The 22,367-nt window shown below is 38.7% G+C and carries 20 protein-coding genes; 4 read left to right on the forward strand and 16 right to left on the reverse strand.

Annotated elements, in window-relative coordinates; genetic code table 11:
• Positions 1 to 39 precede the first annotated feature (39 nt).
• Positions 40 to 759 (reverse strand): pseudouridine synthase, encoded by a 720-nt coding sequence (locus BUF13_RS02025; protein WP_073570076.1) that lies wholly within the window; start codon positions 757 to 759, stop codon positions 40 to 42.
• Between the two features lie 32 nt (positions 760 to 791).
• Positions 792 to 2,003 carry a tRNA 2-thiouridine(34) synthase MnmA gene (mnmA, locus tag BUF13_RS02030; RefSeq protein WP_073570811.1) on the reverse strand — a complete coding sequence of 404 codons (1,212 nt, stop codon included), beginning with the start codon at positions 2,001 to 2,003 and terminating at the stop codon, positions 792 to 794.
• 231 nt (positions 2,004 to 2,234) lie between these two features.
• Between mnmA and BUF13_RS02035 the strand changes: the two genes are divergently transcribed.
• On the forward strand, positions 2,235 to 3,614 hold the full coding sequence (locus BUF13_RS02035; protein ID WP_073570077.1) for an MATE family efflux transporter: 1,380 nt from the start codon (positions 2,235 to 2,237) through the stop codon (positions 3,612 to 3,614).
• A gap of 531 nt (positions 3,615 to 4,145) precedes the next feature.
• On the opposite strand, the gene BUF13_RS02040 is transcribed toward BUF13_RS02035, so the two are convergent.
• The 11 genes from BUF13_RS02040 to BUF13_RS02090 all read right to left on the reverse strand — a co-directional run bounded on the left by BUF13_RS02040 (position 4,146) and on the right by BUF13_RS02090 (position 15,963).
• Positions 4,146 to 4,895 (reverse strand): hypothetical protein, encoded by a 750-nt coding sequence (locus BUF13_RS02040; protein WP_073570078.1) that lies wholly within the window; start codon positions 4,893 to 4,895, stop codon positions 4,146 to 4,148.
• A gap of 80 nt (positions 4,896 to 4,975) precedes the next feature.
• Positions 4,976 to 5,644 (reverse strand): CAP domain-containing protein, encoded by a 669-nt coding sequence (locus BUF13_RS02045; RefSeq protein ID WP_073570079.1) that lies wholly within the window; start codon positions 5,642 to 5,644, stop codon positions 4,976 to 4,978.
• A gap of 95 nt (positions 5,645 to 5,739) precedes the next feature.
• Entirely contained in the window at positions 5,740 to 5,988 is a 249-nt protein-coding gene (locus tag BUF13_RS02050) for an acyl carrier protein (protein WP_073570080.1), read from the reverse strand.
• Positions 5,989 to 5,991: 3 nt separating this feature from the next.
• Positions 5,992 to 9,024: an efflux RND transporter permease subunit gene (locus BUF13_RS02055; RefSeq protein ID WP_073570081.1), complete on the reverse strand. Its 3,033-nt coding sequence runs from the start codon at positions 9,022 to 9,024 to the stop codon at positions 5,992 to 5,994.
• Positions 9,025 to 9,027: 3 nt separating this feature from the next.
• The gene (locus BUF13_RS02060) at positions 9,028 to 10,077 is read right to left on the reverse strand and encodes an efflux RND transporter periplasmic adaptor subunit (protein WP_073570082.1); all 1,050 of its coding nucleotides are present in this window, start codon (positions 10,075 to 10,077) and stop codon (positions 9,028 to 9,030) included.
• A 2-nt stretch (positions 10,078 to 10,079) separates the two neighbouring features.
• The gene (locus tag BUF13_RS02065; protein ID WP_073570083.1) at positions 10,080 to 11,432 is read right to left on the reverse strand and encodes a TolC family protein; all 1,353 of its coding nucleotides are present in this window, start codon (positions 11,430 to 11,432) and stop codon (positions 10,080 to 10,082) included.
• Between the two features lie 54 nt (positions 11,433 to 11,486).
• Positions 11,487 to 12,104 (reverse strand): TetR/AcrR family transcriptional regulator, encoded by a 618-nt coding sequence (locus BUF13_RS02070; RefSeq protein ID WP_073570084.1) that lies wholly within the window; start codon positions 12,102 to 12,104, stop codon positions 11,487 to 11,489.
• A 133-nt stretch (positions 12,105 to 12,237) separates the two neighbouring features.
• On the reverse strand, positions 12,238 to 12,732 hold the full coding sequence (locus BUF13_RS02075) for a hypothetical protein (protein ID WP_073570085.1): 495 nt from the start codon (positions 12,730 to 12,732) through the stop codon (positions 12,238 to 12,240).
• Positions 12,733 to 12,787: 55 nt separating this feature from the next.
• On the reverse strand, positions 12,788 to 13,135 hold the full coding sequence (locus BUF13_RS02080; protein WP_073570086.1) for a hypothetical protein: 348 nt from the start codon (positions 13,133 to 13,135) through the stop codon (positions 12,788 to 12,790).
• Positions 13,136 to 13,195: 60 nt separating this feature from the next.
• Entirely contained in the window at positions 13,196 to 14,704 is a 1,509-nt protein-coding gene (locus tag BUF13_RS02085) for a glycoside hydrolase family 32 protein (RefSeq protein WP_073570087.1), read from the reverse strand.
• Positions 14,701 to 15,963 carry a glycosyltransferase gene (locus BUF13_RS02090; protein ID WP_073570088.1) on the reverse strand — a complete coding sequence of 421 codons (1,263 nt, stop codon included), beginning with the start codon at positions 15,961 to 15,963 and terminating at the stop codon, positions 14,701 to 14,703. Before BUF13_RS02090 ends, BUF13_RS02085 begins: the two co-directional genes overlap by 4 nt.
• A gap of 114 nt (positions 15,964 to 16,077) precedes the next feature.
• Between BUF13_RS02090 and rfbA the strand changes: the two genes are divergently transcribed.
• The gene (rfbA, locus tag BUF13_RS02095; protein ID WP_073570089.1) at positions 16,078 to 16,944 is read left to right on the forward strand and encodes a glucose-1-phosphate thymidylyltransferase RfbA; all 867 of its coding nucleotides are present in this window, start codon (positions 16,078 to 16,080) and stop codon (positions 16,942 to 16,944) included.
• Between the two features lie 54 nt (positions 16,945 to 16,998).
• Here rfbA and BUF13_RS02100 read toward each other — a convergent pair whose 3' ends face one another.
• The 3 genes from BUF13_RS02100 to BUF13_RS02110 all read right to left on the reverse strand — a co-directional run bounded on the left by BUF13_RS02100 (position 16,999) and on the right by BUF13_RS02110 (position 19,728).
• Positions 16,999 to 17,673 (reverse strand): ROK family protein, encoded by a 675-nt coding sequence (locus BUF13_RS02100; protein WP_073570090.1) that lies wholly within the window; start codon positions 17,671 to 17,673, stop codon positions 16,999 to 17,001.
• Positions 17,674 to 17,823: 150 nt separating this feature from the next.
• Positions 17,824 to 18,441: an NADPH-dependent F420 reductase gene (locus tag BUF13_RS02105; protein WP_073570091.1), complete on the reverse strand. Its 618-nt coding sequence runs from the start codon at positions 18,439 to 18,441 to the stop codon at positions 17,824 to 17,826.
• Positions 18,442 to 18,729: 288 nt separating this feature from the next.
• Positions 18,730 to 19,728 carry a bestrophin family protein gene (locus BUF13_RS02110; protein WP_243839680.1) on the reverse strand — a complete coding sequence of 333 codons (999 nt, stop codon included), beginning with the start codon at positions 19,726 to 19,728 and terminating at the stop codon, positions 18,730 to 18,732.
• Positions 19,729 to 19,898: 170 nt separating this feature from the next.
• Between BUF13_RS02110 and BUF13_RS02115 the strand changes: the two genes are divergently transcribed.
• Positions 19,899 to 20,990 carry an SGNH/GDSL hydrolase family protein gene (locus BUF13_RS02115; protein ID WP_073570093.1) on the forward strand — a complete coding sequence of 364 codons (1,092 nt, stop codon included), beginning with the start codon at positions 19,899 to 19,901 and terminating at the stop codon, positions 20,988 to 20,990.
• Between the two features lie 208 nt (positions 20,991 to 21,198).
• Positions 21,199 to 22,266, forward strand: a complete 1,068-nt coding sequence (locus BUF13_RS02120) for an alkaline phosphatase (protein ID WP_073570094.1) — start codon at positions 21,199 to 21,201, stop codon at positions 22,264 to 22,266.
• Positions 22,267 to 22,367 lie beyond the last annotated feature (101 nt).

Raw genomic sequence — 22,367 nt, forward strand, 5'->3', positions numbered from 1 at the left:
GTCTTTATAAAGGCAAAATAATTGAAATAAAAGAAAGGCTTATAGTTGCCGGTGTAATTCTTGGGAATTCATCCCTAAATCTTCTAAAATCTTAGAAAAATGCTGGGGAATAGATGCTGTAAGCAGGATTTTCTGGGAGGAAACGGGATGCGTGAATTCTAATTGATGTCCGTGGAGTAGCAGATTTTTTAATCCAAATTGAGTTTCAAAAAAATGGTTCTGTTTGTTGTTGCCATGCTTTTTGTCTCCCAGGATATAGTGCCTTTTATGAGCTAAATGCCTTCTGATTTGATGAGTTCTTCCGGTTTTTGGAAAGGCCTGAACAAGTGAATATCGACTAGTTGGATATCTTCCGGTGGTATCGAAAGGGATTTCAGCGCTCTGAATCAATGAGAATTCAGTGAAAGCTTCCTGAATTTTCCCTGATTTCTCATTTTTTAACCCTTGGTCAACTTTGAAATCGGGCTCTTGGGGAATTCCTCTCACTACAGCTAAATAGGTTTTATTTACCTGTCTTTCAGCAAATTGGAATTTAAGTAAAGGAAGGATTTCTTCTGATAGTGCAAAAAGCAATAAACCGCTGGTAGGTCGATCCAAGCGATGAACTGGATAGACTCTCTGTCCAATTTGGTCCCTGAGAAGTTGCACGGCAAAGGCAGATTGTTCCTCAGCAGCCATGGAGGTTCTATGAACCAATAAGCCTGATGGTTTATTGATAGCAACGAGGTATTCGTCTTGGTAGATGATTTCTAAATCCATAAAAAAAAGCCGGAAAATTCCGGCTGGTGAAATTAGAAAATTGTTCCAGATCCAATGCACTCTTCGCCTTCATACCAGGCAACAAACTGGCCTGAGGCGATTCCTTTTTGTGGCTGATCAAATAGGACATACAGTCCATTTTCCTTTCTGAGCAGGGTTGCACCGACTAGTGGTTGTCTATATCTGATTCTAGCTTGATATCGAGCAGATTCTCCTGGATTCAATTCTAAATCTTCTCTGATCCAATGAATTTGATCTTCTTTTACAAAAAGAGCATTTCTCAAAAGCCCTGGATGTTCATCTCCCAATCCGGTGTAGATGACATTTTCACGAGTGTCCGTAGCAATGACAAACAATGGTTTACCTGTTCCTCCCACATGAAGGCCTTTTCTTTGGCCTACTGTGAAATAGTGTGCACCATTATGTTCTCCCACCATTTTTCCCTGATTTTGAGAATAATGGATAGGATAGGCAAGACCTTGAAGAGTTTCTTCATCCAAATCTTCTACATCCAAACCTGCGGGGATTTGATACTTCTGATAGATTTCCAAATTTTCAGGAATTTCCAGAATTCTACCTTTTTTAGGCTTGAGTTGCTGCTGAAGAAAGTCGGGAAGACGTACTTTTCCAATAAAACAAAGTCCTTGAGAGTCTTTCTTTTCTGCAGTAATCAGATCCAGTTCCTTGGCAATTGCACGAACCTCAGACTTTTGCAGATGTCCGATTGGGAAAAGGGCTTTCGCTAATTGATCTTGGGAAAGTTGGCAAAGGAAATAGCTTTGATCTTTGTTGGGATCAGCTCCTGCCAATAATTGAAAGACTGTTTGGCCATCTTTTTCCAGGCTTCCTTTTTGACAATAATGACCAGTTGCCACAAAATCAGCTTTAAGCTTTTGAGCGGCTTTAAGGAAAATATCGAATTTGATTTCCCGGTTGCACAAAATATCCGGGTTTGGGGTTCGTCCTGCTTCGTATTCTGAGAACATATAATCCACGATTCTCTCGCGGTATTCTTCACTCAGGTCAATTGCCTGAAAGGGAATTCCCAACTTTTCTGCCACAAGCATGGCATCTGTGGAGTCTTCCATCCAAGGACATTCATTGGAAATAGTCACGGATTCATCATGCCAGTTTTTCATGAACATGCCGATGACTTCATAGCCTTGCTCGATAAGCAAATGGGCTGCAACAGAACTATCCACTCCTCCGGAAAGTCCTACGACTACTCTTGGTTTTTGATTCATAGCTGCATTCATTAATGGATTCAAGGTCCATTCGATTACAATACGTGGAAAACCGAACTGATGATCTAACAGTTCAATTTGATTCAAAATTACAAAGGAATTTGGTTCAAAATTCAAAAGTGACAGCTTCAGACTCAAATATTGGAATAATAAAGCTCTGAAAAGGATTGAAAACCAAGCAATACTCTATTTTTGGATTCCAATTTTCATAACCAACCTTTTTTACCCATTATGACTTTTCAATTAATCAAAGATGCCATCCTAGGTAAGGAACAGGATTTTACTGTTCTTTCCCTGAAAACAGCCATCATGGTTTTGGCCATTCCAATGATTTTGGAGATGATGATGGAGTCTGCATTTGCGGTTGTGGATATTTTCTTTGTTGCCAAATTGGGTGAAAGTGCCATCGCCACTGTCGGATTGACGGAGTCCGTCATAGTTTTGGTATATGCCATTGGATTCGGTATCAGTATGGCTGCCACAGCCTTGATTTCAAGACGTTTTGGAGAGAAGGAATACGAAAAAGCAGGAGATGCTGCCTTTCAGTTATTGTTAGTAGGAGGAGGGATTTCTGTTCTTTTGGGTTTAGGAGGATGGTTTTTGGCCAAAGATATTCTTCAATTGATGGGAGCAGAGGCGGATGTGTTGGAGATTGGGGTGAGTTATGCCAAAATCATCTTTGCGGGGAATTCAGCTATTATGTTGCTTTTCCTGATCAATGGAGCTTTTAGAGGTGCAGGTCAGCCTCATTTGGCAATGAGAGCCTTGTGGATAGCCAATGGCTTTAATATCGTTTTGGATCCACTTTTCATTTTTGGATTTGGAAGCTGGGCCGGATGGGGTCTTGATGGAGCTGCAATTGCAACCACTTTGGGCAGAGGTTTGGGGGTTCTGTATCAGCTTTACCATTTGTTCAATGGGAAACACAAGCTTCATATCCTGACTCAAAACATCAAAGTCCGCTGGAAGACCATCCGCAAAATCTTGGATATCGCTATAGGTGGAATGGGACAATTCTTAATTGACTCAGTCGCTTGGTTGGCTTTGACAAGAATGAATGCCGAATTTGGTTCTGCTGCTTTGGCTGGTTATACCATAGCCATGAGGGTATTGATTTTCACCATTTTACCTGCTTGGGGTTTATCTGGAGCTGCAGCAACTTTGGTGGGGCAAAATCTGGGAGCAAAACATGTTGGAAGGGCCGAGGAAGCAGTTTGGTTGACCACCAAATACAATGTGATTTTCATGGCCTCTGTTACCGGAATCTATTTGTTGTTTTCCAAGCAACTGGCTGGTTTCTTCACCGACATTCCCGAAGTTCAGGATATCGCCGCTCAAGGGCTTTGGGTGATTGTTTTAGGCTATGTATTCTTTGCAATCGGGATGGTATTGACTCAGGCTTTTAATGGGGCAGGAGATACCAAAACGCCAGCTTGGATCAATATCGGGGTACTTTGGTGCATTGAAGTTCCTTTGGCTTGGGCATTGGCATTTCCTTTGGGATTTGGCTTTTTAGGAATATTTATAGCCATTGCATTTGCTCATTCTTTCCATGCATTAGTCTCACTGTATTTCTTTAAAAGAGGGAAGTGGAAGAGAATGGCGGTTTAGTTTATGTAACTTTTGAAAGACCAAAAGTCACCATCCTCGATATTCTTCACGCATATTGACCTCAATCCGTCACCAGCCACTTCAAAGCAGATTCCAAACCATTCTAATAACCTTCTACAATTCCAGATCTTTTGAATTTTGAAAATACCTTCATTCTTTTGGTGCGGTGGGTCGTCGCAGCCGCGGGGCATGCGTGGGTATTGCGGGTGGAAGCTTAGCTGCGACTAGGCCTTTTGGTACATTTTGGGCCATGCCAAAAGTACAATCAATAGATTGAATACTTGGAATTGAATTAACTATTGGTGTTTAAAAACTTTGGAGTTTTAGCCTAGTTAAGAATTCTAATCACTAAATTATTTTGATTTTAACCCAAAAATTGACAGCGGTGGTCCCGTATCCCGATACTTATCGGTATTGGTCCTTTTTCACCTATAGGAAAAAGGACAGAAAAAAATGATGATTTTGATTTAGAATTCAAAAAAGGGTTGATTCTGAAGAACCAGAATCAACCCTTTTTTGAAATTGACTTACTTAATTCAAAGTCACATACTTACTATCCACCGTTTCATTGATGAAATAGATTTTCTTACCTCCAAAAGTTTTACTCTCGCTATTATACGCTGCAGCCTGCACAATCCCATTGCTGGTTGTTTTTACTCCGCTTAATTCAGAAGCCGTGAAGGTCACAGAGGTAGTTTTGCTTTCTTTAGTAACTACTTTGCTACCATCCGATATCAACCAAAGTATATTATCACAGTTGGATGGGATAGATTCAATTGCTAAGGTTACATCTCCAGAAATGCTGATGGTTTCTGTTACAGAAGTTGCGAATTTGACCACTGAAGGCATTTTTTTAGTAGTGCTATGACTAAAACCATCAAAACCATTAGCACCTGCGACAATCCAATCATTTACTTGGCCTGAATTGATATCCAAAGTGATGTCTGTATAGTTGTTGATGTAAGAATTGCTGACAGTTTGAAGGTCGAAATCGTTTAAAGAAACGGCTCCTACATTTACCAAAGAGCCACCACCTGAGGCAGAGTAAAAATTGGCGGAGGCTACGTCCAAATAAATGTCTCCCAAACCTGGAACAGTGGTTCCGCCAGGAGTATTGGATTTTGCTTTGATTGCGGCCATTACCCCATCAGCATCACCCGGTTCAGGGATGGGATTGGAAGAAGTCTGTTCAATGGGATCTTCAGAGTCATCACTACAGGAAGTGAATAAAAATGCTCCGAAAGTTAGGATAAGGAGATACTTAAAGAATTTGAATTTCATCGCTTAAAAGGTTTAAAATGATATTCAAAATTCCTTCAAAGCAACAGATTCATCAATACGGCAAATGGCGTATTTCTAAGTTAGTCACCACTAAAACACTGCACATTCATGAAATAGGGCATGTTGTAGAAGTTTTTTTCTGCATAGACCGATGATCCTGCTCCCATTTGTGTGAGACTTGGGTTCAGGATATTTTTTCGATGTCCAGGAGATTCCATCCAAAGTCGAACGATCTCTTTTGCAAATGAAATATAAGTGTGAGGAGGAACAGGTTCTCTTTTGGAAGTCATGTAGGTAAACTCACCAGGACTTTGAGGGCGATTTACTTTTCGGCCATATTCATATTGGATTCCGGCAGTTGAGCTGATATTCTCTGCGATTAGGATTGGGTTTAAACCTACGATTTGAAACCGGTCTCTCAAATGTCTTTTATTTCTGATCTTACTTTGGTGCCCATAAAAATTATATTTGGCCATGTCTGAGGCATGTCCAGCAGCGGCACGTTCAATTTTGTCTGAATGTCTAAAGGGTTTCAAACCATTTTTTACCCGATGCTCATTGGTGACATAAAAAATAGCTGCATGAAGTAAGGGGTAGTCAATGTCTCTTGGATCTAAGTTTTGATAAATCGGCTCAAAACGATAAAAAGTCTTCCAAGAATAGTCCGAATAATCATCGTAATCCCAATTTTGGGCGAAAACAAGGGATGAAATCAGACAGGCAATAAGGGTAAAACTATACTTGAGCATTTGAGGGGATTTGGAAAGCTAACCTTTCTTTTTCACGCTCAAATGCTCAAAATAGTATGCCAGAATTGAATTTCTTCTGGATTTATTATTTCAGCTTAGTTGTCTTGAGGGATTTCCAAAAACAAAGCAATTAACTCTTTGGGAGTGGCTGCCTTTTGAAGTTTTTCATCCTGAAGGAATAATTGAAGTTGATATTCCAATTCGAAAATTAATCCATTGATGAAAATTGGATCCATATTCAATTTTTGAATGAAATGATCATTTTTTCTTGCGCCGGATAGACTGATTCCATAGGAATGGAAGACTTCAGCGGCTTTTTTTAGTAGAGTAAATTGTTGGTTCATGTTTCATAGTTTAGGAGGGAACAACAAGTACATTACCGGTGTAACGATTCTGGATAACAAGGTGCTACTGATCAATCCTCCGATAAGGACAATTGCCAGTGGCGAAATCAAAGGGTTGGTACTCAGTGCGATTGGGATTAATCCACCGATCGCTGTAATGGTTGTGAGTACTATCGGTAAGAAACGTAATTCACCGGCTTCCCGGATTGCTTCTACCAGTCCTTTTCCTTCTTGTCTCAATTGATTGGTAAAGTCCACCAAAAGAATGGAGGTCTTCACTTCTATGCCGGCCAAAGCAATTAGCCCGACAATAGCTACAAATGAGAGCGAGTTTCCAGTAATCCAAAGAGCGGTTAATGCGCCTACCATTCCCAATGGTATGACAGAGAGTACGATAATTGTGCTCTTAAAGGTTTTGAAAAGCAAAATTAATACAGCAATGAATAGGAAAACTGTGACGATAATCACCGTGTTGAAACCGGCAAAGGATTCCTGTCTTGTTTCGTATTCTCCTCCCATGGTATAATTGTATCCTTGCGGAAATGAAAATTCCTCCATTTGAGAAATCACATCGTTTAATACGTTGTCTACCAAGAAATTGGAGTCTACAAAGGCAGTAACGGAGACCGTTCTGGCTTTGTTGTAATGGTCTATTGCCAAGGTGGAACTTTCCAATTCTAAATTCGCTATCTGGTCCAATGGGATTCCGACTCCCTGCATTGAGTTGACATAAAGACCTTTGAAGTTTTCCAAACTTGCTTTTTCTACCCTAGGAGTTGACAAAACAATGTTCCTTTCATCTCCTTTCAAATCGGTGAATTTTCCCAAATCCAATCCTGCGATCGCCATTCTCACGGTTCTGTCAATATCAACTATTCCGACTCCCAATTGACGGGCTTTTTGTTTTTGAATGGCAACCCGAATATCAGTCTTCAAATTTGCGACTGGATTGTTTACATAAATGGTCCCTTCAGTTTGTTGAAGAAGTGTTTCCACTTTTGCAGCCAAAGTCCGTAAACTGTCCAAGTTTTCACCACTCAAACGTACCTCAATTGGTGCTGTGACAGGAGGTCCTTGCTCAAAGTTTTTGATTTCAATTTTTGCTCCCGGGTAGTTTGCAAACTTGGACTGAAGCTGCGAAATGACATCCATTTTATCTGGAGGAGAAGTTTCAGGGTCTAGCTGAACATAAATCTGAGCATAGTCTGTACGTTCGTTCTCAGGATTTTCATTGTAATAGATTCGTGGATTCCCTTTACCGACATTAGTTGCGAAATTTTTCAACTGAGGCAATTCGATAATCTCTTTCTCTACCTCTTGGGTCACTAAGTCCGTTGTCTTTAGGCTAGACTGAAGAGGAGTAGTGATATTGACTAGAAATTGGGGTTTTTCTGAGGCTGGGAAAAGGCTAAATCCAATGATTGGAAATAGCATCAAGGAGGCTATGAAGATACCAAAGGCAATCAATAATGTCCTTTTGGGCATATTTAGAGCTTTTTCCAATACAGGAGCATAACTCATATGGATTCCTTTTTGGAAAATATCCAATACCTTATTTCCATGTCCTGCGTGGTCTTTAAGCAATCTGGAGGATAGGAATGGAATGATGGTCAAAGAGACGAGCATTGAGGCCAAGACACTCATAATCACAGCAGTTGGAAGGCTTCGGATAAAATCTCCTGAGCCTTCTGGAAGGAAAACCAATGGCAAAAAGGCAATAATCAAGGTAACAGTACAACCCACAACTGAAATAGAAATCTGTTTGGTTGCCTTTAGTGCCGCTTCCTGTTTACTGTGTCCCTCCCGAATCCATCGCTCGATATTTTCAACCACCACAATACTATCATCCACCAAAAGACCTAGCGCTACCACCAATCCTACAATTGAAAGTTGGTTTAGACCGTAACCCAGGGCGTTGAGTAAGACCAAGCCAATAGACAAGGAAAGTGGAATTGAGATCATCACAATCAGGGAAGCTCTATTCCCTAATGGAAGGAGTGTGATAAATACAAGGCCGATAGCTATTAGAAAATCTACTCCTAGTCCTCCTAGACGCCTATTTACGTAATCACCTTGATCAAATGAAACAACAAAATCAATGTTCTGGGGTACTTCAATTTTGAATTCATCCAAAGAAGCCAAGTACTTTTCCTGTACCGAACTAATGTTGTTCCCTTCTTTCATAGCCGCTGTCACAAAAACAGATCGATAGCCGTTCAGCCTCGTCAAATGTTTGCTTTCATCAAAATCAGGATAAACTGATGCTACATCTTTGAGAGCAACATTTTGGCTTGCAGCACTGAAAATGATTGTTTCACCGATTTCTTCCGCACTGCTATAGTTTCCACTGGTTTTGATGTTGAAAGTTTTTGTTCCAGCATCGATGCTACCGCCAGGGATATTCGCCAATTCGCTCTGAATATTCCCAATTATTGCATTGAGAGGGATTTTCATCTCTGCAATGCGATCCAATTTCAAATCGACTCTTACGATTTGGTCTGGGATGCCATGAATTTCAACTTTCTTCAGCTCGGTAATTTTTTCCAACTGATCCTGAAGCCTTTCCGCTTCTTCCATTAAGGCTTCTTCTGATGCATTTTCACTGATTAGAGCCAATTGGAGCACATTTACATCGGATGGGCTTACTTTGTTCACATCGATGGAATAGATATCCTCTGGTAGATCAGAGCGTAAAAGGTTGATTTCACGAACCAATTCCTGGTATTTTTCACTGACATCTTCCTCGTAATTGTATTCCACCATCATGACAGCTACTCCGTCTTTGATCTCGGTCTTTATCCTTTTGATGTCCTCTAGTTCATAGATGACTTTTTCCATTGGATCCACCACCAACTCCTCCATATCTTCAGGACTGGCACCAGGGTAAATCACAATGATGGGATACATAGGAGCTTCCAGCATAGGATCTTCTGATCTAGGCATGCTGAAAAAGGTCGTAGTCCCCAAAGCCACAATCATCAAAAATATGATCAGCGTGAATTGGTAGTTCTTGACTGAAAAATCTGAAATCTTCATAGCCTATTGAATTTGGATTGGAGAATTGTCAGATAAATAAGCTGAACCCGAAACAATCAATTGGTCAAAGTTTTCCAGGCCAGAAAGGACTTGGACTGTTTGATTAGAGATTCTTCCTAATTGAACTGGTACTCGACTTGCTTGACCATTTTTACCAACGACAAAGACATATCCTTGATCTCCTTGTGCATCGAAAAGAGACGCGTAAGGGATTTCCCAGCCCTCTGATTGCTTTGATGGGTATATTTCAGATCTTGCAAAAAGCCCGGATGCTAAAACATTCTTTGGAGGGTTTTGGATTTGGATTTCGACCCACCAAGAACCAGAGTAGGGGTCTGCTGCTCTGCTTTTGCGAACAACCTTTCCATTAAAGGTCTGCTCTGAAGTAGTTTCCAATAAGACTTGAGAAGAGTCTCCCTCTTGAATCAATGCCCAATTGACATCATTGACATTTGCTTTGAATATCCAAGGACTATCCTGTGCACCATTGATTTGAAAGACTGGGGTTCCGGGGCCTACTTGCTGTCCATTATTGGCAAATTTTCTGAGAACATAGCCATTTTGATTGGCTCTGATTTGGGAATATTCCAGATTGAATTCTACAGAATTGTATTGTTCCTGAGCAATTTGAAGTGCTGTTTCACTGTTTTGAAACTGCTCTAATGTAGCAACCGAGTCTGTATAGAGTCGCATAGCTCTATCGTGATCTCGTTTTGCTTTATCCAAGGCTAGTTTGGCCTGATTGAGACCCGCTTGAACTTCAGTCAAATCCAAAGAAGCCAGTAGTTGTCCTTTTCTAACTGGATCACCTTCTTGCACATAAGTTTTGGAAATAATGCCTCCTGTTTTGAAGGAAAGGACTGTTTCGTCATTGGTGGTGAAGTTTCCACTTGCCGAAATAGGACTAGATAAATCCGATTTATTCAATTTCAAAACTGTAACCGGAACTGGATTTCCTTTCTTTGGAATGCTTGTTTTTTCTTCACTGGAAGTACAGGAGATTCCTATAAAAAGGATAAAAAGAAATGGTAAAGTATATTGGTATGTATTCATGATCAGTAATTATCAATCGTGAGTTGTCTTTCTAATTTAGTTTGGGAAATCAGCAAGCTGTAAGTGTTGATCGTTTGCTGTAAAGATGCCTGAGTGTATTGGTTTCTGGCATCTATAAATTCAATTAATGAATTGGCACCTTCTCGGAACCCTCTATCCACCAATCTGAGGTAAGCTTCTGATGAAGTCAATTTCTTTTCTGAGGACTTAAGAGCTGCCTGACTACTTATGACGGCATTTTTTGCCATCTTTAGGTCCATGGATAGCTTATTTTCCAATTGATTTTTCTGAAGATTACTAGCTACCAAATTCAATTCGGATAGTCGGATATGTTGTTGATTTCTCCCTCCATGGAAAATTGGAAAGTTCAGATTCAAACCAAAAAATGCATAAGCAGAATTCTGAGTACTGAATTCAAAATTGAACTCTTGGCTTCCTAAATCTGCAAAAGTATTGATTCGTGGCACCCAATAACGTTTGCTTTGGAGGAGAGAAGTTTCCCGAATTTGTTGAAGCGTAGAAACTTGGAGTAATTCTGGACGAGTATCCAAATTGTCTTCAATCAAAAGTGCCTGTAAATGAGCTTGATCTATATCTTGTGATTCATAAATCACTTCTGAATCCAAAGGCTTATTGATTAGGAAATTGAGATAATAGGATGCATTTAGCTTCCTGTTTTCTGCCTCAATCATAAGCGCTCTGATATTTTCTACCTCACTTTCGGCTCTTAATACGGACGCAGGCAATCCTTTTCCATTTTCCAGAAGGGACTGATTGTCCTTTAAATTTCTTTGGACAAGCTCAGCAGAACTTTCAAGGACTTCAATTGCTTTGAAAGCTGTACAATAATTATAATAGGCAGTTTTGATGTCCTCAATCAAGGTTGCTCGATAGATTTCCAAATCAAGCTCTGAAACGATGACCTGTTGTTCCCGGATTTCTTTTTGGAAATGTAGATCCGGATTTACTACTGGAAGTGTAATCCGAAATCTGGCATCATAGAAATTATTGGGAAGAAACTGCTGAGAAACATTTTCAACCAAAGGGAATCGATCGGAAGAAGTTAGATCATTTAATGTCGAATAGACATCATTTAATAAATCCCCAATAGGAAGCTGTATACTTCTACCTCCTTTGGAAAGATTGTAGGTAAATCCAAAATCAACGGCAGGAAGGAAATAGCTTTTAGCAGTCTCCAAAGCAAGTAGGCTTTGCTCTAATGAGATATTCTTTTCCTGCAAACTAAGGTTGTTCTCTATTCCTTCATTTACATACTTCTCCAATACATTTTGACTTATTACTGTAAGGGGGAGGAGTGTGAAAAAAATAGAGGTTAGAATTAATTTTTGACTCATAATTATAACACCGTGATAAAATTAAACACTGTTTAATGGTTGGGTAAAAAAATATTAGAGTTGGTCTAATATTTTAAATAGGGATTGAAGTCCCAGGTTTACTATCTGATCTTTGTCCTCAAAATCAATCACTTCGCATCTTTTTCGAATATTTAATGAAACCATTCCATGAACCGTTGACCATATCATATAAGATAGAGGTTCTACATCATGACCTTTAAAGTATCCATGATCAATACATTGGGAGATGGTTTGTCTTAAGGTATCAAATGCCCCTGCACCTTCTTTCCAATCGCAATGCTCCTGGTCATAGAGATGATCTATGGGAGCTTCTTTGATGAACATAAGGTCGTACATATCAGGGTTTTCCATAGCGAACCTTATATAAATACTTCCCATGGCTTTTAGCCTTTCCATAGGGTTTTGTACAGATCCAAGGACTTGCATTTTCTCGCCGAGCGCTTGAAAACCTCCCTGGTGTAAAGCATGGAATATCTCATTTTTATCCCTGAAATAATGGTATATACTTCCAGGACTATATTCAATCAGGTCTGCAATATTTCGAATAGAAGTTTTTTCGACACCTTTCTCTAAAAACAGCTTTCTTGCCGCTTCCAAAATGGATGCTCTTAGTTCTTCTTTCTCTCTTTCTTTTCTATCAGCTATTCCCATGATAATTTTTGTGAACGGTCAAATTTAATTAAACACTGTTTAATAAAACAAATGATTGTTTAAAAATTTTGGATAAAAAGCTGAGAAATAGGGGTAGAGAAAAAAAAAGAGGGGCAAAGGCCCCTCTCTCGGATTATGCAGTTAATTGAGACTCAATCAAGCCTTTCCATTTTTTGGCCAGGACTCTTTCTCCCGCCAAATCGGAAAACATGTTTCCATCATATATTTCCAATGTTTTGGAAGGCCCTTTGGAATCCTTAGGGTGAAATTGAAGAGCTACGTAATCCACAATGGTTCTTTTTTCTTTATTGACTTGAACGTGGTGGAACTTCTCCTGTACACTTACTTTATTGTAATCTTCAAGATTTATTACAGTTTGGGTAGGATAATGTCCATATCTGCAATACAGCAGCTTTTTATTCGCGCTGTCTAAACCAAGCTGATAATGGTTTCTCCAACGTTGGCTTTTTTCTGGATGTGTATGACTTTCTTCGCTGAGAGCTTCAAAATTCACATCCTGTTCGTGTTTATAGTTTTTGATTTTATAGGAATGAATAGCAAATGGGGCAACAAAGCCACTGAAATAAAATGAGGACACGATCAGTGCCGCAGAATCAATAGTTATCATGTATATACTTGTAAAATGGTTTAAATACTGTTTATCAAAAGATTAAACAGCCCATTTACCAGGTATAGAAAAATTGGATGAAAGTGATTTTGACATCAAAAAGCGCATGGCTTTTTGGAGGGATTTGATTCCAAACTGATCCTAAAACATGCTCTATTGGCTGGAAAGACCAATTTGAATTCAATTTTCCAAAAGTATTCCAATCAATTTTGAATTTGGGAATCTCAAGTTCAGCATCTAAAACAAATGCTAAGGGATTGGAAATTGCAGTTGTCAGTGATTCATGCACTGAGGTTTCAACTTGATCTAATCCATGTCCATTAACCGGATTAAAGGAAAGTAAAGCTATCAGACCAAAGATCCAGCTCAAGGAAAGAACAGAAATTGATAGCTTTTTATACATTTTAGAAAAGAAACCTTCTTGAATTTTCGTGATTATTAACGAAAATGTCAATAGGAAAGGTTATTTATTTTTAATGTCATAAACTTCAGAGTTATCCAAGCCATGGATATTTTCGATATTCTTCCAAGGACTTGAAGGAAAGGATATTACAGTCATGGTCAATTCCCCTTCATTGATAAAAACCTCGGTAGAATGAGCATCAAAGAAGACTCTTATACTTTTAGCTTCCCAATCCATGTTGGCAGAAATTTTCTTGGCAAAATCCTCATTGAAATCGATAATTCCTGATTGGGTTCTGTCTATGCTAAATTCATTTCCATCCTTTGAGAAAACCAGTTTTTCTCCCTTTTCATTAGAGACTTCAAATCCAAAATCTGTTGAATTAGATATTTCAGCTTGAAATTCAAATGACTGAGAAGGTAATGGAATTATTCCGTCATTTGCTTGGATAGGGGCTGATCTGAGGTCTTTGATCTCAGGAACTGGAATTGATTTCAGATGAAGTTTGCCATTAGCCTCAAAAAGCTCCAATTCCCTTGGGATAGTCATCGCTGAGCGCCAGGACTCTGTTGGAACTACTTGAGCATATTGCCAATTGCTCATCCAACCAATGAAAAGTGGGTTGGTTCTACTTTCCGGTAAGTTGGACCAAGTGACTCCAGCGTAATTGTCTGTCCCCCAATCTATCCATTGCTCTTGCTCATCATCTGGAGTAAATGTTTTTCCATCAAAATCTCCGATAAAATATTGGGTTGCTGATCCCTTTTGCGGTCCACCAGGGTTGATGCTGACAAACAAAATCCACTTTTGATCACCATTTGGAGCAGACATCGGAATGAGGTCTGGACATTCCCAAACTCCTCCATGTGCGCCAATTGTTTGTCCAAACTCACTCAGTAGATTCCAGTTTTTTAAGTCTGGAGATTCATAAAATTGAATTCTATCTTTTACCGCCAAAGTCATCAACCAGACCTTTTCTCCATTGATATTGGTAATTCTACTGACTTTTGGATCTCTAAAATCGCGAATACCTTGATTAGGTAGGACCGGGTTTCCTTCATATTTGGTCCATGTTTTTCCTTTATCTGTAGAAAATGCAATGCCTTGACTTTGGTAGTCCTCATTTCCGGCTCTCTCAGATTCCATATCATGGTAAGTGAAAATAGCGACTAAAGGAGGGTTCTCATCTGTTCCCAATTCGGAACTGTTTTCGGCATCAAATACAGCACTTCCTGAGAAAATATATCCCAGAGAGTCAGGATAAAGCCCGATATCTTCATGATACCAGCTGACCAAATCCTGTGTAGTAGCATGTCCCCAATGCATGGGACCCCAAACAGTGCTATCAGGGTAGTACTGATAAAAAAGATGATAGATTCCATCCTGATATACCAAGCCATTTGGGTCATTCATCCATCCAAAAGGAGGAGTGAAATGATATTCTGGGCGGTATTTCTCATTGGTGGATTCGGTAAAACCAAGCTCTTCTTTTTTCTCACAAGAGGTGATTGTTCCTACCAAAAGAGCTAAAGAAATTGCCAATTGAAGTGACTGAGAAAGGTTTTTCATTGGGTAATGAGTTTTGTTAATTGGATGGGGTCTGTCTCGGACTTCATCTGAAGTGCTATTTGAGAAGCTTTTACTTTATAATCTGAATTTGTATAAAAATCCTTTAGGTCAGACTCAAACTTCTCTTTTTTCATTTGATGGATTGAAGTACCTAAAGGACCTAGTCCTCTTTCATTTATGAGTCTATTCCAAAAATATTGATCTATAATATGTGGTATAATGAATTGTACGCAACCTGACAATGCCGCATAATGAGTGGTACCAGACCCTCCGTGATGAATCATGCCGTAAAGCTGAGGCAAAATCCAGTCATAGGGTATTTGTTCTACATAGAAAATCGACTCTGGACTATTTTCTATTTTACTTAAGCCACCCCAAGAAAGGTTAATGATTGCAGGAATTTGATTTGCGACCAATGCATCGATAATCATTTGGGAATGCTCTTTTGGTTTGGGATTACTCATCGATCCAAAAGTGACCAAAATTGCTTTAGGATGATTGGCTAACCATTCTGTCAATTCTGGTGCTGGTTGAAAATCTTTTTGTTGATTTCTTTGATAGAAACCCACCAAATGAGCTGAATTGGGCCAATTTTTTGGTTTAGGAAACAAGCTAGGAGAGATGGTGTATAGCGTTTCTAATTCTGTCTTTTCGAAATTTGCTAGGTCTTTAAATTCTTTTCCTGAGTCTTTAAAATCCATATAATACTTTTTCCAATATTTCTTAAGAACCATATGTCTGGCTCTATTGACTAATCCGAAACTTTTGAAATTCCACTTTTCAGATAATTTCCATTTTGCCAGTCCAATGTGAGAAAACTGAAAGGTTGGATGCGTAATGCAAGGAATAGGAGTCAAAAGGAAATAGCGAGTGGGATCTACCAAAGCTCCCAAATAGCAATACAATGCTTTAGAATGAAATAGTACTTTATCAGGGTCAAAAGTTTGGATGGCTTGTCTTTGTTGAGCTTGGATGATTCCCTGAATCTTAAATGAATCTTTGACTAGGTTGAAATAGCCTTTTAACTGACTCAATCCGCCGCCTCCACCCATGACTTTTTTTCCGCTCTGACTTTCTAACAATTCAAGAAAACGCTTATCAAAGCCCAAGAAGCCATATCCAAGCTTTTCAACTGTCTCTTTGAATTGCTCAGGGAAAAGGCAAAGAATTTCATGACCGCTTTGAGTTAATAGTTCTGCTTGTGCTAAAAATGGCTCTATATCACCTCGGGTACCTAATGAAATCAGAAGGATTTTCATGATAATTTTTCTTTCATTTCGGGTTATTGTAGCTTTAGGACTTAATCTAGTTTTTGTTTTTTGTAAATCCTTCTTGAAAAGAAGGATTTCTTGTAAGAATCTAATACGTATCCAATGAAGGGAATTATTTTGGCAGGTGGGTCTGGTACAAGGCTATATCCATTGACAATTTCTGTGAGCAAGCAGCTCATGCCTGTTTATGATAAACCCATGATTTATTATCCGCTGTCAGTTTTGATGATGGCTGGAATTACCGAAATCTTGATCATAACTACCCCAGATGATTCTGAAGCCTTTCAAAAATTATTGGGAGATGGATCTCAGGTAGGTTGTAAGTTTGAATATGCGGTTCAGCCATCGCCAGATGGCTTGGCTCAGGCATTTATCATTGGTGAAAAGTTTATAGGTGACGATAAGGTAGCATTGATTCTCGGAGATAATATCTTCTATGGATCTGGACTCCACCGTACTTTGAGGGAGCATGTGGATCCTCAAGGTGGAGTAGTTTTCGCCTATCATGTCAATGATCCTGAGCGCTATGGGGTAGTGGAGTTTGACGAAAACCAGAAAGCAATAAGCATTGAAGAAAAGCCTGTTGAACCAAAGTCAAATTATGCGGTTCCTGGATTGTATTTTTATGACAATAGGGTAGTTGAGATTGCAAAAAACATCAAACCAAGCCCAAGAGGGGAGTTGGAGATCACCGATATCAATAATGAATATCTCAAAATGGGAGCTTTGCAAGTGGCGATTTTGAATAGGGGAACTGCTTGGCTTGATACAGGGACTCATCAGTCCTTACTTCAAGCAGCGCAATTCGTAGAAGTGATTGAGGAGCGCCAAGGATTAAAAATCGGATGTATCGAAGAGATAGCCTACAGAAGTGGCTTTATCGGAAAAGAAAAGCTGCTGGAAGCTGCGGATAAATTGGGAAAAAGTGGCTATGGAGTTTACTTAAGAAGGTTAATCGGAAAGAATTAATCCTGACCAATTAAAACATAAAAAAGGCTCAAATTTTAAAATTTGAGCCTTTTTTTATACCCAGTAGTCATCCTCCCAGAGTCGGAAGCCACCTTTAAAAGCATTTTGATTGGTGCCCAAGCGGCATCCTTCAGGTACTTGTGTGAGTAATTTGGAATTGCCTCCACCTAGTACAATATCTTCAGGTTGAAAAGCATCAGCAAAGATCTCAATAGTCTTGAAAACGTGCTTTTCCCATCGCTTTTGACCATTATTGAATAGAAAGGGCTTTCCTATATAGCTTTCGAAAGTTGATTTTTTGTAAGGAAGATGGCCTCCCTCAATTGGAATAATGGTTTTATTAACCACAATTGAAGTTCCGAGTCCTGTTCCAAGTCCTAAGAAAAGAAGCTTTTTCCCTTCAAAGCTTCCCAATGCTTGCATAGCAGCATCATTGATGATTTTGATAGGGCAATTGAAAGCAGCTTGAAAATCGAAATTGGTCCACCCTGAACCCATATTTACAGGCTCATTGATAATTTTATTGTGTTTAACAACACCTGGGAAGCCAATGGTGATCGCATCATATTCCCATCCGGCAGCATGTTCCTTGACAAGAGGCACCATTTGATCTGGGGAAAAATCTGAACCTGAGGGAATTTTTATCCTTTCAGGCTGCCCTGTTGCTAAAATTTTCACATTGGAACCTCCAATATCAATTACGAGAATTTTTTTATTGAATTCTTTCATCCGAATGAAATAGGTCTTTTACCAAAGACCGAAAATTGGTTTTAATCCATTAATTATTCGAAACTATAAAAATTAAGGCAAAAAGCCTTCGGCTCCTTGCCCTAAATCAGATAAAAGTATAAGAATTTGACTCTGATGAAATGAAAAAAATTAAATCGAAACCAATTTGAAATGGTAATTCTGGTGCTCCTGTTTATTCCAGGAAATTTCATTTCTTAAATGGTAAAATGCCTCTAATAAAGATGCATTGGATATTTTTCCTACATCTACAGCATTGAAGCCTGACACTTCGATCAAACGTTTGACACGTAATTTCTCAGGAACATCATCCCCGCAGAAATAAGTCTCTTTGATTACTCCTAAAACATCTGATTGAGGGTAATCCAGACCCAAATTATTGTAAGCTTTAAAAAGGTGAGCTTTTGGTGCAGCTTTTTTGATCAATTGTGTATTTCCATTGCTAAGCTTTTTATCAAACTTGGCATTGGTACAGTCAATAATCATTTTACCTTCAGTATCTGTGTTTTTTAGAGCTACCCATATTTCAGGTAGATAGCCATTTTCAGAACAGATTAATATAAAATCTGCCTGAATGATAGCAGATTCATAAGGACAGATTCGGTGATGTAATCTGTTCATGATCTTCCACTCAGCCTCCTCAGTGTCAAAGTCAGGTCTAACGCCAAATACTACATTGAGTCCTGCGTCGATGAACCTTTTGCCGAGGGCCTTTGCTAAAGAAGTCCCTCCAAGAATTCCAATCTTCATAGTTTTTCAGTTTTATGAAAGAATTCGTGGGTGAAGGGAAGCTATTATTAACTTCCAATAACTCACATAAAACATTGAAAACTAGAGTATTGATTAGTTATTTCAAAATTTTATTTTGGAAATATTAAAGTTTTAATGTACGAACCATAAAACCTATTGCAAAGTCCAAAATTAGTATATTGAAATGCACTGAGTGAAAAATAGAATTTTTTATGGTTAAGCTAGAAATTGACTTATGATTTTGTTTTTAGCTCTTTCGAGCAAATTATTGCACACCGAAATATGGTTCTACATTAAAATTCCATCCTTGGCGTGGATTGCCGGAGGAAGGTCTTTTTCACCCATTATTTCTCTCAAATCAATCTCAATCGTTCTACATAATGACATCATGGGAATGTCGTTGGCCATGCCCTGAAAAGGATTTTCAGAATAGTCTCCTATAATTTCCATCATGACATAAATCCAGCCTATCAATGAGGTGAGAGGTACGGAAAGCCAAAACCTCCAATTTTCGATTTTTACCAATTCTGGGATCATCCCAAAAGGCAATAGAAATATAAAAATGGCAACAAAGTATCTGCTCATATTTGCGTATTGTCTAGGTAATGGAAATTTTTTGATTCGCTCGTTTTTGCCCTGCAATTCATAGAAAGTTCTCAGAACTTTCTCCATTTCCATATGTCTAAAGTCATTCAATAGGCCTTGTTCTCTTAACTTGACTAGGTCTCGAGATTGTTCATTGACTATTTGAGTAGCTGTATTTTGGGCCTTGACTAAGGCCTCATATTCATTTGGCGGAAGGAATTGTATCAGATTGTTTCCGGCGTCATCATCATGCAATAAACCTACACCAAAGTTCTTTTGGTAATATCCCGCAGACTTACCTATATGCCCAGATTGGCTGACATGCTCCCATGAAGTAGGTACTAAAAGTTGACTTCTGTGTGCATAAAGCCATCCGATATGCCGATATATCAATCGCTTTTTGATTTCCTTAAGTTGATTTTCCGATTGAGGATTATCAGTAAACTGATTTGTGATAAAGCTATCAACCATCATTCCCCAGGTTCTGCTGTCATTGACGATTCCTCCCCAGATCTTGCGCGCTTCCCACATTCTATCATAGGCTTGGTTGTTTTTGAAGCCAACATAAAATGCCACAGCAGTACCAATTACAGAGATTGGAAGCCATGGGATAGCCATATCCAAAATTTTATAATAATAACATGCTGCCACGGCCCCTGTAAATGCCAAAAGCCATACAATATGATGGCCAGACATTCTCATCAGGGTGGAAAATTTGATACCTTTAGTAACTATCATAAATCAATCTCCTTAAAATTTAATTGATTTATGAAAGTAAATATTGTTTCTGCAATATCAAATGTGGCCAGTTGAGTCAGTCATTTAAAACTATTTTCTATTCTTTCGATTTTATTCATCAATAAAAAATCTAAATGAGAGCTACCATTTCCTTAATAACCCTCCTTTTTTGTGTCAATTTTTTTACCTATTCCCAAGAATTCAAATGGTTCAAAGAAAGTCCCGAAATGATGGCTGCATTAGAGGGGAGAGGATGGGATGATATTGGTTTTAATCGGCTTCCAGTTTCGGCTGAAGAGCAAGTGAGAAAACCTGTCTGGAATTTGTCGAGACAAACTGCTGGATTGGTATTGAGATTTTCTACAAGTAGTGAAGAGATCAAAGTGAATTATGAGGTAACTGGTAATCTCAATATGTACCATATGCCAACTACGGGAGTTTCAGGATTGGACTTATATACCAAAGATGAAAATGGAAATTGGCTTTGGATCAAAGGGAATTACAATTTTTCAGATTCTGTGAAAGCGGTATTTAGACTGGATAATTCACAGAAATTGGCCAAAGACTTTTATCTGTTTTTTCCTCTCTACAATGGTTTGAAAAGAATGGAAATAGGAGTAAAGGCCGAAGCTGAATTTGCTTTCTTAACCAAAAGAGCTGAAAAACCAATTTTGGTTTATGGGACATCCATTGCTCAAGGGGCTTGTGCATCTCGTCCAGGAATGGCTTGGACTGGGATTTTAGAAAGAGATTTGGATTACCCTGTTATCAATTTGGCATTTTCTGGCAATGGTAGAATGGAGAAAGAAGTAGTGGATTTGGTCAATGAAGTTGATGCAGGGCTGTTTGTAATTGATTGCTTGCCAAATCTAGGACCAGGAGCAGGCTATATAATGGGAGAAATCCAAGAAAAATATCTGTATGCTGTGAAATCCATCCGACAAAAACATCCTGAAATTCCAATTCTCCTCACTGAGCATGCAGGATATTCGGATGGTTTGGTAAATGAAGAGAAGGCTGTTATTTACGAAGGCCTTAATGTCATGTTAAAAGAAACCTTTCAGCTCTTGGAAAACTCAGCTGTAAAGGGAGTTTATTATTTGACAAAAGAGGAAATCAATTTAGGTGTGGATGATTTTGTGGACGGAACTCATCCCAATGACCTGGGTATGTATCGATATGCCAAAGCATATGAGAAGAAATTGAAGGAGATTATGAAGAAATGATCTCTGAATTCAATTAGTAATTATTTCTTAAAAACTATGCTAATATTCTGGAAATGAGTTTTTAAGAATATAAGTGCAGGGTTCAATTTTTGTTTTGATTCCCTTTGTTTATTTTATTATTTATAGAATTGCTTTCAAACAGATAGTTTTGTCAATCGCTAGTCCAAAAATGGATCAAATTAGGTACCCTTTTAAATACTAATACAATATGAAATTCAGAATTCTTTTAGCTCTTCTTTTTTGCTCAACATTTGGAGTAAGCCAAGCTCAGAAAAAATCAAAACGCCCTAAAAACATCATCTTGATGGTCGGTGATGGAATGGGAGTAGCACAAATTTATGCCGGTATGACTGGTAATTTTGGCCATTTAAATCTTGAAGAATTTCCAGTAATTGGATTCCATAAAAACCAATCCAGTGACTCCTATGTGACAGATTCAGCTGCAGGTGCTACCGCTTTTTCTTGTGGTGTGAAAACATATAATGGAGCAATTGGTGTTGATCCAGAAGGGAATCCAGTACCAACAATCCTAGAAATTGCGGAAGAGAATGGATTAGCCACCGGTTTGGTTGCTACTTGTGCTATTACCCATGCCACTCCAGCAAGTTTTATCGCCCATCAAGCAAATAGATCCATGGAAGAGGAGATTGCAATGGATTTCCTATCAACAGATGTGGATGTTTTTATTGGGGGAGGAAGAAAGTTCTTTACTGATAGAAAAGACAATTTGAATTTGGTTGATTCATTGAAAATGAGAGGCTATCAAATTGCCAATTCTATCGAGGAAGTAGAAGCAGTTGAATCTGGGAAATTGGCAGCTTTTTTAGCCGATGTACAGCAGCCAAAATATTCTGAAGGAAGAGGAGAACAATTAGTGAAATCAACAGAAGTCGCATTGGATTTGTTGAAAACCAATAAGAAAGGCATGTTTTTGATGATCGAGGGCTCTCAAATCGATTGGGGAGGTCATGCTAATGATACCCAGTACATCGTAGATGAAATGATTGATTTTGACAATGCAATCGGTAAGGTATTGGAGTTTGCCAAGAAAGATAAAAACACCTTGGTGATCATTACAGCAGATCACGAAACTGGAGGATTCACGATCAATAAAGGAAGCACCGAAAAGGGTGTGGTAGAAGGAAAATTCACCACTGGAAGTCATACAGGAGTTATGATTCCGGTTTTTGCCTATGGTCCAGGGTCTGAAGCGTTTTCTGGGATCTACGAAAACAATGAGATTTTCCACAAAATGCTGAAGGCATATAAGTTTTAAATAAGAGACATATTTGATTAATAAGGCCATTGAGTTTAATTCAATGGCCTTTTTTCATTTTTAACCTTTAAATATTGGGTTTCAAGCATTCGATTTCCTTT

The sequence above is a fragment of the Algoriphagus zhangzhouensis genome (assembly GCF_900148515.1).
GTDB lineage: Bacteria > Bacteroidota > Bacteroidia > Cytophagales > Cyclobacteriaceae > Algoriphagus > Algoriphagus zhangzhouensis.